11 protein-coding genes are annotated in these 13,959 nt (G+C 48.4%); 1 reads left to right on the forward strand and 10 read right to left on the reverse strand.

From position 1 onward, the window contains the following. Nucleotides 1-514 precede the first annotated feature (514 nt). Nucleotides 515-1,594, reverse strand: coding sequence for a 3-isopropylmalate dehydrogenase (gene leuB, locus PSHG_RS10160; RefSeq protein WP_010272485.1), 1,080 nt, complete (start codon nt 1,592-1,594; stop codon nt 515-517). Nucleotides 1,595-2,211: 617 nt separating this feature from the next. Here leuB and PSHG_RS10170 point away from each other — a divergent pair. Continuing rightward, nucleotides 2,212-3,438: an aminotransferase-like domain-containing protein gene (locus PSHG_RS10170; RefSeq protein WP_010272489.1), complete on the forward strand. Its 1,227-nt coding sequence runs from the start codon at nt 2,212-2,214 to the stop codon at nt 3,436-3,438. Between the two features lie 126 nt (nt 3,439-3,564). Here the strand turns inward: PSHG_RS10170 and PSHG_RS10175 are convergent, their stop codons facing one another. The 9 genes from PSHG_RS10175 to trmB all read right to left on the reverse strand — a co-directional run bounded on the left by PSHG_RS10175 (nt 3,565) and on the right by trmB (nt 13,621). Then, the gene (locus PSHG_RS10175; RefSeq protein ID WP_026021296.1) at nt 3,565-5,115 is read right to left on the reverse strand and encodes a 2-isopropylmalate synthase; all 1,551 of its coding nucleotides are present in this window, start codon (nt 5,113-5,115) and stop codon (nt 3,565-3,567) included. 343 nt (nt 5,116-5,458) lie between these two features. Then, nucleotides 5,459-6,451, reverse strand: a complete 993-nt coding sequence (gene ilvC / locus PSHG_RS10180) for a ketol-acid reductoisomerase (RefSeq protein ID WP_010272492.1) — start codon at nt 6,449-6,451, stop codon at nt 5,459-5,461. A 185-nt stretch (nt 6,452-6,636) separates the two neighbouring features. After that, entirely contained in the window at nt 6,637-7,128 is a 492-nt protein-coding gene (ilvN, locus tag PSHG_RS10185) for an acetolactate synthase small subunit (RefSeq protein ID WP_010272493.1), read from the reverse strand. Next, nucleotides 7,129-8,871 (reverse strand): biosynthetic-type acetolactate synthase large subunit, encoded by a 1,743-nt coding sequence (gene ilvB / locus PSHG_RS10190; protein WP_010272494.1) that lies wholly within the window; start codon nt 8,869-8,871, stop codon nt 7,129-7,131. Nucleotides 8,872-9,466: 595 nt separating this feature from the next. Then, nucleotides 9,467-9,823, reverse strand: a complete 357-nt coding sequence (gene rplT / locus PSHG_RS10195; protein ID WP_010272495.1) for a 50S ribosomal protein L20 — start codon at nt 9,821-9,823, stop codon at nt 9,467-9,469. A 36-nt stretch (nt 9,824-9,859) separates the two neighbouring features. Continuing rightward, entirely contained in the window at nt 9,860-10,060 is a 201-nt protein-coding gene (rpmI, locus tag PSHG_RS10200; protein WP_010272496.1) for a 50S ribosomal protein L35, read from the reverse strand. 22 nt (nt 10,061-10,082) lie between these two features. Then, on the reverse strand, nt 10,083-10,580 hold the full coding sequence (gene infC / locus PSHG_RS10205) for a translation initiation factor IF-3 (RefSeq protein WP_026021297.1): 498 nt from the start codon (nt 10,578-10,580) through the stop codon (nt 10,083-10,085). 311 nt (nt 10,581-10,891) lie between these two features. Next, on the reverse strand, nt 10,892-12,121 hold the full coding sequence (locus PSHG_RS10210; protein ID WP_010272499.1) for a glycosyltransferase family 2 protein: 1,230 nt from the start codon (nt 12,119-12,121) through the stop codon (nt 10,892-10,894). A 789-nt stretch (nt 12,122-12,910) separates the two neighbouring features. Beyond that, on the reverse strand, nt 12,911-13,621 hold the full coding sequence (trmB, locus tag PSHG_RS10215; RefSeq protein WP_010272500.1) for a tRNA (guanosine(46)-N7)-methyltransferase TrmB: 711 nt from the start codon (nt 13,619-13,621) through the stop codon (nt 12,911-12,913). Nucleotides 13,622-13,959 lie beyond the last annotated feature (338 nt).

Genomic DNA, 13,959 nt, shown 5'->3' on the forward strand with positions numbered 1-13,959 from the left:
TTAACTCCATTAATTTTGAATAAGGTTAATTGCATCTCCGTATTCGCATAGCTCCTAGATATTCGCTATCCTATAACATTTCATAATAGCTTCCGAGAGGCCAATAAAGCGACCGTATACTAAATCAATCGAAGGTTGATGAGACAATTATGAGGTAAGTCCGCCGCTACTATCACATAGTTTTATTTATCCATTCCTGTGGTTTCCAGATAAAATTGCTCTGTTAATGGCCGGAGCATCCACATGAAACTGCTAAAAAAGCTGCCTGGCAGGCGGATTTCTCCCCCTTTCCAAGCAGCCTCTATTATTTTACATTATTAAAGATAACCCTAGGAGCAGAGCATTCAAGGACCGCTATGACGACAGCGAGTCTTATGCTTCTATACTTTACGACGTCTGCGATATAAGTCTACAACATCTGCTATATAACTCTACAACGTCTGCGATATAACTCTACGACTTCTGTAAGGGCTAAGACTTTTACGGCTTCTATAATTTCCACGATGGCTACGTGTTACTTGCGGATCGCAGCTACGATCAGATCGCCCATCTCAACGGTGCCGATCGCTCTGGATTTGTCTACCGCGATATCTCCGGTGCGATGGCCGGCATCGAGCACTTCTTTCACCGCATTCTCAATAGCAGCCGCTGCCTCATGATACCCAAAGGTTAGACGGAACATCAGGGCAACGGAAAGAATGGTGGCAATCGGATTGGAGATGCCCTGTCCAGCGATATCCGGTGCCGAGCCATGAACCGGCTCATAGAGGCCAAAGCTGCCTTCACCGAGAGATGCAGAAGAAAGCATTCCGATCGAGCCGGTGAGCATTGCCGCTTCGTCACTTAAAATATCGCCAAACATATTCTCGGTAACAATTACGTCAAAGCTGGAAGGACGACGCAGCAATTGCATCGCGCAGTTGTCTACAAGCACATGCTCCAGCTCTACGTCCGGATAATCAGGAGCGATCCGGTTGACGGTTTCTCTCCACAAGCGAGATGTTTCCAGGACGTTAGCTTTATCTACTGAAGCCAGCTTCTTGCGGCGCGTTCTTGCAATTTCGAATGCCTGGCGAACAATTCTCTCTACTTCCTGCACATTGTATACGCAAGTATCTACTGCCTCTTCCCCATGCTCGCCTTCACGGCGGAACTTGTCTCCGAAGTAAATTCCTCCAGTCAGTTCACGCACCACTATTAAATCCGTACCTTCCAATACTTCCGGCTTTAATGTAGAGGCATCCTTCAAGCAATCAAAAATGACAGCTGGACGAATGTTCGAGAACAATCCGAGCTCTTTGCGGATTCCGAGCAATCCGGTTTCCGGGCGAAGCTCTTTAGGGTTATTATCCCATTTAGGCCCGCCAACAGCACCCAATAAAACAGCATCCGCGCGACGGCAGATCTCTAATGTATCTTGAGGAAGGGGAGTTCCGGTTTCATCAATTGCGATTCCCCCGAACAAACCGTGCTCCGTCTCAAACTTATAACCGAAAACCTCTTCCGTTTTTTTTAGTACTTTCTCTGCCTCCGCTACAACTTCCGGTCCGATTCCGTCACCGGCAATGACTGCGATTTTTTTTACCTCTGCCAATGTGCACCTCTCCCTTAACTCTTAGCTCGCCGTTGACAGCCAGCTGAAAAATATTATTTCTTAATCCAAAAAATTTCTCAAAGCAATTCCAGTATCATTTTCTAGAATCAATTCCAGAATCAATTCCAGAATCAATCTCATCAAACCAATTTCGGTCCTTGAGGGAATAAAATCAAAATATAGCTTCCGAAACCCAACAACACTATAATTGGCGATGATTAAACACTGCCTAGCAGCATTGTGAAATTGATTCTCCATGCTTAAACTATAATCATTTGTATCATAAAACAGGTCATTTTTCAAAGATATAAAAGCTATCAGCATAATAGGTTATTCCTATAGTCACCTTTTGAGTGAATCATGACCTGCTTCCAGGCGGAACTCGCGTCGGATCTCTAGGCCCCCGCGTCTCGGTGGAACTTGAGGGATACCTCATGAGATTCATGACCACTTCTTGCCAGAACCATCGCGCACCGCGCACCTCTTGGAGGCTGTTCGTATCTCTAAATAGGCGCTTGCATTAAAAGTCGCTGTAAAACACTGCCTGCAAAAAGACCGTTGTCCGCCACTCTTATCTAGATTAAAATAGAAAAAACGACATTGAGGAGATTTTGACTATGGAATACCGATTTTCGGACACCACGAAACACTTTCAATCGAGCGCTGTGAGGGATATTTTGAAGCTGACCCAGGGGAAGTCCGTTATTTCGTTTGCCGGCGGCCTTCCTGCAGAGGAGCTTTTTCCGGCAGATGCGATTAAAGCTGCTTTCCAGGCCGCTCTGTCTAGCGGTACCGCCGCCCTCCAGTACGGCTTGACCGAGGGCTATCCTTTGTTAAGAGAAGCTCTGTCGGCCCGGCTGCAGTCGAAAAAAATCCGGGTTACCGCTGACGAAATGCTCTTGACCACTGGATCGCAGCAGGCTATCGATCTGCTGGCCCGCGTCTATATTGACCCTGGCGATGTCATCCTGGTTCAGCAGCCTACCTATTTGGCCGCACTGCAAGTATTTCAGGCCAAGGGAGCTACGGTCATTTCGGTAGATGGCGATGAGCATGGCATGGATCTGGAGGACGCTGAGGATAAGATTCGCCGCTATCAGCCGAAGCTGCTGTATGTGTGTCCGACCTTCTCCAACCCTACCGGTTATGTATGGAGTACAGAACGGCGTTTAGGGCTGCTCAAGCTGTGCCGCCAACATAATGTTCTGATACTCGAAGACGATCCATATGGAGAACTGCAATATGGCGAGGAAGATTTTTTTCCATCGCTCTTTTCTCTTGATGAACACCCTCATGGTTCCGTAGTCATTTATACCGGCACCTTCTCCAAAATCGCCGCTCCTGCACTGCGCACCGGCTGGGCAATCGGCGATCCGCAGGTGATCGGCCAGATGGCTAAGGCCAAGCAAGCCGCTGACCTGCATTCCAGCTCGATGGACCAGCAGGCCCTCTATCATTTGCTGCGTGATTTTGATTTGAACGGACACGTGGCATCCATATGCAAAACCTACGAACAGCGGATGCTGCAGATGGATGAGCTGCTCAGCGGCCTTCGCGTTGACGGGCTTAAATGGAACCGGCCCAAAGGCGGCATGTTCCTCTGGATGGAGCTTCCGGAGAACTGGAACGCCCAAGACTTGCTGGTTGAAGCTGTCGCGGAGAACGTTGCTTTCGTACCCGGCTCCCCGTTCTACGCCAATACCCCCAAACTAAACACGGCCCGGATGAACTTCACCCATAGCGACAGTGACACGATGGCTTTAGGCTTCCAGCGACTGGAGCGGGCAATGAATACTTATGCCCAGTCACTGAAGCCATCGGCCATTCCCGGTCAAGTAAGCTAGCCGCGAGACATGCTTATTCTTACACCGCGCACAGCAGGGATAATTCAAATAAAGCCGCGAGTCTGCACCATAAGGTGAGCTCGCGGCTTTTGTGAATTGCTGAATTCCGCAACAACCCGCGTTCAATTAGATAAGCGACATTTTATCCCGGCGGGCACTGCCCGGGTCTTTACGCTTGTCAATCAGGCGGTTAATAGCGTCAATATAGGCCTTAGCGCTGGCCTCCAAAATATCTGTGCTGACTCCACGTCCCTGCACCGAAATTCCGTCCTGGGCGAGAATGACATGAACCTCCCCAAGAGCATCCCGGCCCTGCGACACGGATTTGATCTTGTAATCTTCCAGCTCGACCTCTTCACTGGTCGCTTTGTCGATCGCTTTGTAAATCGCATCTACAGAACCGTTGCCAAGGGCTACTTCCTCAAGCACTTTGCCGTCTATTGTATCGATCCGTACAGTAGCTGTCGGCACCGAATGATTCCCGTAGGCCACTTGAATCGTGTTCAAGGAGAACACTTCCGGAGTGGTGATCAGCTTTTCTTCAATAAGGGCACGGATATCCTCATCGAGTACGTTTTTCTTTTTATCCGCCAAATCCTTGAACTTGGCAAACGCTTCGTTCACCTGCTCCTCGTTCAAGTCGTAACCCAGATCAAGCAGTTTCTCCCGGAAAGCATGCCGGCCCGAATGCTTGCCCATTACCAATTTGCTCTCCTTCAAGCCAATCGTTTCCGGAGAGATGATTTCATAAGTCGTTTTTTCTTTCAGCATTCCGTCCTGATGAATTCCCGACTCATGAGCAAAGGCATTGGCGCCCACAATGGCTTTGTTGCCAGGTACAACCATTCCTGTCAGCTTGCTGACCAAACGGCTGGTGCGATAAATCTCGCTTAGCACCAAAGAGGTTTTGGCGCCATAGTAGCTTTGACGAGTTTCGAGTGCCATTGCCACCTCCTCAATTGAGGTATTGCCGGCACGCTCTCCGATCCCGTTGATCGTTCCTTCAATTTGCTCGGCGCCGTTCTCGATAGCGGCAAGCGCGTTCGCGGTTGCCATGCCCAAATCATCGTGGCAATGCGCACTGAGCTGAATTTTTTCAATTCCTTTAACGTTTTCCCTTAAAGTTTTAAAAATATTGCCGAACTCCGAAGGGGTCATGTACCCGACCGTATCCGGAATATTGACAACCGTTGCCCCCGCACGCACAGCCATTTCCGTAACTTCGCACAGAAAATCGAGTTCCGTCCGGCCTGCATCTTCAGGAGAAAACTCAACTTTGTCAAAGAATTTGCGGGCATACCGGATTGCAGCCTCAGCCGTTTCCAGAACCTGCTGCTTATCCATACGAAGCTTGTATTGCCGATGAATAGGCGAAGTGGCGAGGAACAAGTGCAGACAAGGATCCTGTGCTCCCTTCAGCGCTTCGCTCACCGCTTCAATGTCTTTCTCACGCGAACGGGCGAGACCGATTACACTTGCATTTTTGACAGCTCTAGCCACCGCGTTCACAGCAGCCAGGTCGCCAGGCGAGGCGGCCGGAAAGCCAGCCTCAATCCGATCCACACCGAGCTTTTCCAGTTGAAGCGCGATCTCCACCTTCTCCTGGGTATTCAGATTGACACCTGGCGACTGCTCGCCATCCCGCAAGGTCGTGTCAAAAATATAAATCTTTTTCATCCCCATCACCTCCTGGTTATCATTATGCGCGAGCCATCCGGGGGAGCCATCCAGGGGAACCTCAGCTACAGCTCCTGCAGGCTCCAATACAGGCTCCGGCACTTTCCGCCATTTTGGCTGTTAATGCCTCAATTCCTTGTGCGGCAGCTCTGGCCTTAAATCAGCCGGCGCTTTCCAGCCACTCCCTGGCCGAATGCCTTGCAGCCCTAGCCTTTTTAACCCGGGTTAGCCGCTTATCGTTCTACCAAGAAGCAGGGAATATACCAGCGGTCTTTAGACAGCGGCACATTCCCTGGTCCCTTGTGAAAAAGCTATACTCTATATTATGCAAGCAGCAAGCAAATTACTTCTGAATCCACTGCATCATTTCACGCAGCTTGGAACCCACTTGCTCGATAGGATGCTCGTTTTCCTTGCGGCGGGTTGCCGTGAAGAAAGCACGGTTGGACTGGTTTTCAAGGATAAAGTCGCGGGCGAATTTACCTTCTTGGATATCTTCCAGAACTTTCTTCATTTCTTTCTTCGTTTCAGCTGTAATGATGCGAGGACCCGTTACATAGTCTCCATACTCGGCAGTGTCACTGATGGAATAGCGCATACGCGCAAGTCCGCCCTCATACATCAGGTCAACGATCAGCTTCAGCTCATGCAAACATTCGAAGTAAGCGACTTCCGGCTGATAGCCGGCTTCGATCAAGGTTTCGAATCCAGCTTTAACTAGCGCACTTACGCCACCACACAATACCGCTTGCTCACCGAACAGATCGGTTTCAGTTTCTTCACGGAAAGTAGTCTCAATGACGCCGGCACGAGTACAACCGATACCTTTGGCATAGGCCAAACCGATCTCGTAAGCTTGTCCGCTAGCATCCTGCTCAACAGCAATCAGCCCAGGTACGCCGAAGCCTTCCACATAAGTGCGGCGAACCAGATGTCCAGGGGATTTTGGCGCGATTAGCAAAACATCGGTATGCTCGTCAGGAATGATTTGGCCAAAATTGATGTTAAAACCATGGGAGAACATCAGAGCGGAGCCTTTTTTCAGGTTAGGCTGAATTTGCTCTTTGTACACTTTTGATTGAATTTCATCGTTGATCAGCAATTGCACCACGTCAGCGCGGCGAGTCGCCTCATCTACTTCATATACTTCAAAGCCGTCGTTGGCAGCAGTCTCCCAGGAACGACCTTTGCGCAATCCGATAATAACATTTAATCCGCTATCGCGAAGGTTTTGCGCTTGCGCGTGACCTTGACTTCCGTAACCGATGATAGCGATAGTTTTGTCTTGAAGAACGCCTAAGTTAGCGTCTTTTTCATAATACATTTTTAAAGACATGAGTATGATGGCCTCCTTTAAATTAAAAACCCTTGAGTGGGTGTTTTAACGAACACCTTGTCCTGTCCGGCATTTCGCTAAAACACCCACTCACGGAGTATAGTGGATGTTTTAAGTATACAACAAGTGATCAAGGGATTGCAGTCCTAATAGAACTGTCAGCCTGCTTAACAGGCTGCCAATGTTTAGTCGATTGATCCGCGAATCATCGCAGTGGCGCCTGTACGGGTCAGCTTGCGAATGCCGTAAGGCTTAAGCAGTTCTACCATCGCATCGATTTTGTCGCTGTCGCCAACCACCTGTACGATGAGGGTGTCGGGACCGATATCAACAACTGCCGCGCGGAAGGTTTCGACAATGCCAAGCACCTCAGGTCTGCGCTCCGGCTTTGCATTAATCTTGATCAAGGCAAGCTCTCTCGCGACCATCGGGTGAGAGCTCAAATTGACCACGTTAATGACATCAATCAATTTGTATAGTTGCTTGGTGACCTGCTCCAGCGTTTTATCATCGCCGATGGTAACAATGACCATGCGGGACAGTCCCTGCTCCTCGGATTCGCCTACTGTAATGCTTTCGATGTTAAAACCGCGGCGGCCGAACAAGCCGGCCACCCGCTGCAGTACTCCGGGCTGATTATTGACTAGTACGGAAATGGTATGTCTCGTCATGATCATTTACGAATCCCCCATTATCATCTCATCTATCGTGTTTCCCTGTGTAACCATTGGATAGACGTTTTCTTCCTTGGAGACGACAAAGTCAATAAGAACCGGTCCTGGTGTAGCCAATGCTTCTTCCCATGCTTTGCGCGCTTCTTCTTTATTCGTAGCACGCAGGCCTTTTACGCCGTAAGCCTCAGCCAGCTTAACAAAATCAGGGCTTCCGGAAAGATCGATATGGCTATAGCGGTTATCGTAAATGATCTCCTGCCATTGGCGAACCATGCCAAGAACCTGGTTATTAATAACGACAATCTTAACCGGAATGTTGTTGATGGCACACACTGCCAGTTCCTGCGAACACATCTGCATGCCCCCGTCACCGTTGACCGAAACGACAAGTTTATCCGGGTGGCCCATTTGCGCTCCGATCGCTGAAGGGAACCCGAAGCCCATCGTTCCAAGACCTCCCGAGGTAATCCAGGAACGGGGATTTTGGAACTTATAGTATTGTGCGACCCACATTTGATGCTGTCCAACGTCCGTCGTTACGATCGCTTCACCCTTCGTTGTCTCGCTTATCATCTCGATAACATACTGAGGCTTAAGCTCTGTATCGGAATCCTTATACTTAAGCGGGAACTCGGCTTTCATTTCCTGGATCTTCTGTCTCCAGGCATCGGCATTGGCCCGGCGCGCCTTCTGATTAGCGATGGCCAGAACATCTTTTACATTTCCGACAATAGGCACTGCGGTTTGAACGTTCTTGCCAATCTCTGCCGGATCAACATCAATGTGGACGATCTTGGCGCGCGGTGCGAAGCCGTCCAGTTTCATTGTCACCCGGTCATCGAAGCGGGCGCCAATGCTGATTAACAGATCACTGCCCTGGATGGCCTGGTTGGCTGTGTAGGTACCATGCATACCCGGCATCCCCATCCATAGCTCATGGGCGCTTGGGAATCCGCCCAAGCCAAGCAGCGTAGTCGTGATTGGAATCTGTGTCTTATTCACAAATTCGATCAATTCTGCAGAAGCATCTGCGTACACTACGCCCCCGCCAGCCAGAATAACCGGCCGCTCCGCTTCCTCAATTGATTTCAGCATCCGCTCGATGCCATCACCGACCGGCGCAGTAGGCGGATTATAGCCGCGAATAGAAACAGGACCCGTTACAGGCTCAAACCATGCTTTATTGGCGGAAACATCTTTAGGTATATCAATCAATACCGGGCCTTTTCTACCCGTATTCGCTATATGAAAAGCTTCATGGATAATGCGCGGCAAATCCTCTGCCCGGCGCACCAGATAGCTGTGCTTCGTAATCGGCATCGTAATCCCGGTAATGTCCGCTTCCTGGAAAGCATCTGTTCCGATAAAGCTGGTCGCTACATTTCCGGTAATGACCACCATCGGCACCGAGTCCATATAGGCGGTAGCAATCCCGGTAACGAGGTTCGTTGCCCCTGGTCCTGAAGTGGCGATACATACGCCAACCTTGCCTGTGGATCGGGCATAGCCGTCTGCGGCATGCACTGCCCCCTGCTCATGGCGAGTCAGGAGATGATGGAAATCGGGGTTGCCGTGCATGGCATCGTAGATGAACAGAACCGCTCCTCCCGGATAACCGAAGACGCACTCGACACCTTCCAAAAGAAGACTGCGAAGCAAAATTTCCGATCCGGAAATTTCTTCGGGCTTCATCAATTTAGCTTTCAACTCTTCTTTCAAAACTTTCGCTGGATTTTGAACACTCATCCAAGAGCCCTCCTTTCAGTAATCGCAGGAGCCAGTTCAAGGCCGGACTTCCGCGTGGCTTACAAGCTGAGAATGTGTATTAGAAGCAACCTTATAACATCAAAAAAACCTCTGCCATCCCTGATCTTGCTCGCAAGACCATTACGGGACGAAAGAGGTTTGTATCTTCCGTGGTACCACCCTAATTTGTTACACGCCTCACAGCGCATAACCTTAGCGGGTATCCTGAACCGCTCCGGGTTCAGAAACCGACAGCACAATAACGGGTGCCATTCCGATTCTTCCTACTAGGCAAGTGTGCACTTCCAAGCTTTTCAGAAAAACAGCTCCGAGGTGAGCTCGTCGTAAGGGTTTAAGGCAAAGGTTGCAGCTAAATCTCCTTTGCTCTCTGAGCATAAGAGCCCTTATCACTTCGTCCTCTTCACAGCCGATGTTTATATGACTAATTGCTGATTACCGACTATTATATGCAAATGATTCGGTATAGTCAATACCTTTACCCAAAATAGCTTATCTCATTCACATTGCCCTGCTCACAGGTCCGTAAATTTAAAAATCCGCCCCAGGATTGAGCCTTGAAGCGGATTGTAAAGATTTAGTTGATTTTTTGCTTGGCCGTATCAGCCAGATCAGCAAACGCTTTTGCGTCGCTTACAGCCAGTTCAGCCAAAATTTTACGATTAACATCCACGCCAGCCAGCTTCAAGCCGTGCATGAATTTGCTGTAGCTCAAACCGTTCAGACGGGCAGCCGCGTTAATACGGGTAACCCACAATCTGCGGAAATCACGCTTTTTGCGGCGACGATCGCGGTATGCATACAGCTGAGATTTCATCACTTGCTGGTTAGCTGTTTTAAATAGTCTGTGTTTCGAGCCAAAATATCCTTTAGCCAGCTTTAATACTTTTTTATGTCGACGACGGGTAACGAACCCGCCCTTCACTCTTGCCATACTGTTCTACCTCCTAGAAATTATCGGTTGATCCTATTATTTGACGTAAACTAACAGGGACTTGATGCGTTTTACATCACCAGCGGCCATAACAACCGATCTACGGAGATGACGTTTGCGGGATGGGGATTTGCTTTCCAGAATGTGACGTCTGAAAGCACGGTTTCTTTTAATTTTACCGCTACCCGTTTTGGAAAAACGCTTTGCAGCGCCGCGGTGTGTTTTCATTTTTGGCATTACGGTGGTGCCTCCTTGTGCGTTATTGTGGTTTAGGCGACAAAATCATAATCATACTGCGGCCCTCGAGCTTTGGCTTGCGCTCTACGACGCAGAGCTCCTCGCTCTCCTTCGCGACACGCTCCAATACTTTTTGGCCGATCGACGCATGAGTAATCTCGCGCCCGCGAAAACGGACGGAGCACTTGACCTTATCTCCATCTTTAAGAAATTTGGTTACGTTGCGCAGCTTAGTCTGAAAGTCGTGCTCCTCAATAGTAGCACTAAAGCGGACTTCCTTAAGATCAACGATCTTCTGGTTTTTGCGCGCTTCCTTCTCTTTCTTCTGCATCTCGTAACGGTATTTGCCGTAATCCATAATCCGGCAAACCGGCGGCTTGGCCGTTGGAGCAACGTTTACTAGATCAAGATTCGCATCGTAAGCAATCTGAAGAGCCTCCCGAATCGGCTTAATGCCCAGCTGCTCCCCGTCAGCTCCAATCAAACGGACTTCCCTGGCGCGAATCTCTTCGTTAACGATATGGTCTTTACTAATCGTGTTCCACCTCCATGGAAGAATAGCTATATAAAATCTATGACTTGCATACTGCTTAATGAAATGCCGGTATTCCGGCCTTCAACCCCGCTAAAAAACAAAAAATGCGGGCACAATTAGGCCCACATTCTTATTCACAGTCTGTCGATTCATATCTTGCAATCCTCGCGCATTGACCGTATACCTGCCAACAACCGGTCAGTCAGGTGAGAAGCGGGCGCTTCTGCTTCATGTCAAAACCATATAACATACCCGTACACTATACCATGCAGCGGGACAGTTGTCAACTGGTCAACTCAGCCCGCCTGCTTGCTTTGCACCTCATCGAACCGGATGACCCGCGTATGCTTGGTGTGGCTCCATTTTTTATTAGTCTGGGTGAAAAACGCGAAACTAGTGATCGGCCACCATGAAATCATGTATATCGGGTACACAATCAGATATCCATACATTTTCCAAGTGACTTTTTCTTGAAATAAAGCAACCGGCAGCAGCAGGTAAATTGCAATGGCCACCACATTGATAACAGGAGCTATCTCATACAAATTAACAACCATGGTTTGGGGAAGGATCCCCGGAATCCACAAAAGCACAGCAACTATGAAAGCGATAAAGAAGTTATAAGCGTTGGCCGAGTAAATGGCTGCATCAATTTTGGTCCATTTGCGTTCCTTAATTCCTTGCCAGAGCAAAGGGAAGAAATACTTGCGGCAAACATCGAAGTGTCCCTGCATCCAGCGCAGCCGTTGTCTTGCCGATGCTTTGAATGTAAGCGGCTTTTCGTCATACACCCTGGCATCGTAATTAAACGTTGGCTTAACGCCCAGCTGAACACAGCGCATGGAAAATTCCAGATCTTCGACCAGGCTGGTTGCCCCCCAGCCGACTTCTTTAAGCAGACGCGCGTCAAAGCACATTCCTGTTCCGCCTAAATAATTTGCCAGCCCCAGATTGGTTCTTGGCAGCTGCCAAAAGCGGTTCGCAAAATAATAGGATATGGCATAGCAGGCTGTAACCCAGGAATCCTGCGGATTTTTGGTATCCAGATAGGCTTGGATCACTTTGCTTCCCGAACATAAATCATTATTCATATGGAGCAGATAATCGGGACTGACCAGGTTGTCTGCATCGAACATGACTACCGCATCATAAGAACGCGGAAGCTTCCATAGCTTCTTCAGCATCCACTCGATAGCGTATCCCTTCCCGCGAAGGTCGGGGTTTTTGCGCTCAAAAGCATACACGCCATGCTCCTTGGCAATCTCAGCTGTTCGGTCTGTACAATTATCACAGATGACCATGATATCATACATTTCTCTCGGGTATTTTAAATTTTTCAAATTCTCGATAAGCGCTCCAATCACCTGCTCTTCGTTGTGAGCAGCAATAAGAACGGCAAAAGTCTTTTGAGGCTCGTAAGAGACTTTTTTTCTTCTTCGATACCATCCAAAAAAAGTTAAAAACAGTTGGTAACCCCCGATTAACGCCAAGACAATTTGCAAGCCTAGCATTACATTGTCCAGCATTGTTGTTAATCCCCCTTTTGTGTTTTCCCGATTCTCTATATTTATTTGGGAAATGATGTAAAAGCCTGCGATAGAGATTTTCCTCTCTTCGGTCTAATTTGTCAAAATGGCGTATTCGCAAAAAAATGGTGCTTTCCGGCTCTATCTGACGATTCGCTGAGTTTTTCTCGTCAATATCTCGCAGAAGGAGCGGAATGCTATGCTTTTTTACGCATCCTAAGATTTTTTTAAGACTGTCAGAAAGTGAAAAGCTCTACGGACGCAAGCTGTAACAGATAATATGACACGCGGATTGACAAGCCAATCTTAAATATTTCTTAACATGGCCATTTTAGAAATTTCCGTTGCTGTTCCAAGCACGTCCAAATCGTTGCTGCGCAACGGGATAACAGCTCTTTTCCTCCTTTCACCTTGCTTCCCAAGCTAGGAATTTGGTTCATTATTACTCAGTATGTCCAGGTAGAGCCCACTTTCAACAAAGAAATAGCAAATGATTTGTACGCAAAAGGAAAAATTGCCCTTTCTTCACCAATAACCCGTTCCATTGGCTTTGAAACATAGACGAAGCACGAGCGGATTTTGTTACACAAAGATTACAATAAACGGTTGGGCTTACCCTTTGCAACCACGACAAAAGCCCTCCTTGGAGGAAGGCTGTTTCTTTGACGAAAACCGTCTGACAACGGACTTTCGATTCGTTTTTCAAGGTCTTGCGAACTATTTCGGTAAAAACGAGCAGTTAAGAGTTTTCGACAAAAATTTTATCGGTTACTACACCGATTGCCCGGCTTATCCCTCTCGCAACTGCCGGTTATGCGCTTGCAGTGCTTCTTCCCCGGTCACTACCTCGCAGCGGTAAATGGGCATGCCTTGTTCGACAAATTTAAGCTCATACTCCGTTGGCACCAGGTCTTCACGCAGACCCGCGGCATGGAGATCCAGGGATATATTTCGCATACGCAAATTCATGTCAGCAAACGAGTTAAGAGAAAACTCAAACAAGCTGCGGGAATCCGTCTTAAAATGAATTTCCCCCCGCGCGTTCAACAAAGGCAAATATTTGCTTACAAAATTGGCATGTGTCAATCTTCGACGCGCATGCTTATTTTTTGGCCAGGGATCGCTGAAATTCAAATAAATCCGTTCCAGCTCCTGTTCGGCGAATACGTCCCCGATATGTTCTATGTTAAATAACGCCAGCGCGATATTGGATAGCGGATCAGCACCGGATTGCCCGGAGGAACGGCTTTCTCTTACCTTGATGCTCGCCTTGCGAAGAAGCTCATCATACATGTCGATCCCAATGAAATTGATAGCAGGGTTTTGCCGGCTCAGCTCGCTGATAAACCGTCCTTTGCCCATGCCCAGCTCCACATGAATCGGTTGATCATTGCCAAAATATTGATTCCACTTGCCTTTCCATACCGCCGGATCGAGCACGACCAAATCCTCCTGCTGCTCCAGCTCTTCACGAATACCTTTACGGCCTCTTAATCGCATTTCCTTACACCCTCCACTCCATAAGTACAATCCCAAGAATAGACGATGTGCAGTCAAAAAGCAAAGGAGGGTCAAAAAAATTTTAGTCGGAGCTCTATTTAAAGGGCAGCCCCTTCAAGATTAAACAAAGGAGCGTCCGAAAAGTGGCCGTTCAGCCCGCTAGCTAGAATAAGCAACCCCCAAAGCAGCTAACCTGAGGCCAGCGGACACGAGGCGAATTGTATGCGAAAGTGTGTGCGAAAGTGTGTGCGAAAGTGTGTGCGAAAACGGTCATGCCATTGAATTCTCAGGCACAACTCCAGCATGAAAATAGCCAAGGTTGGCCAAGGTTGGCGGGG

The organism is Paenibacillus senegalensis JC66, assembly GCF_000285515.1.
GTDB classification, from domain to species: Bacteria; Bacillota; Bacilli; order Paenibacillales; family NBRC-103111; genus Paenibacillus_L; species Paenibacillus_L senegalensis.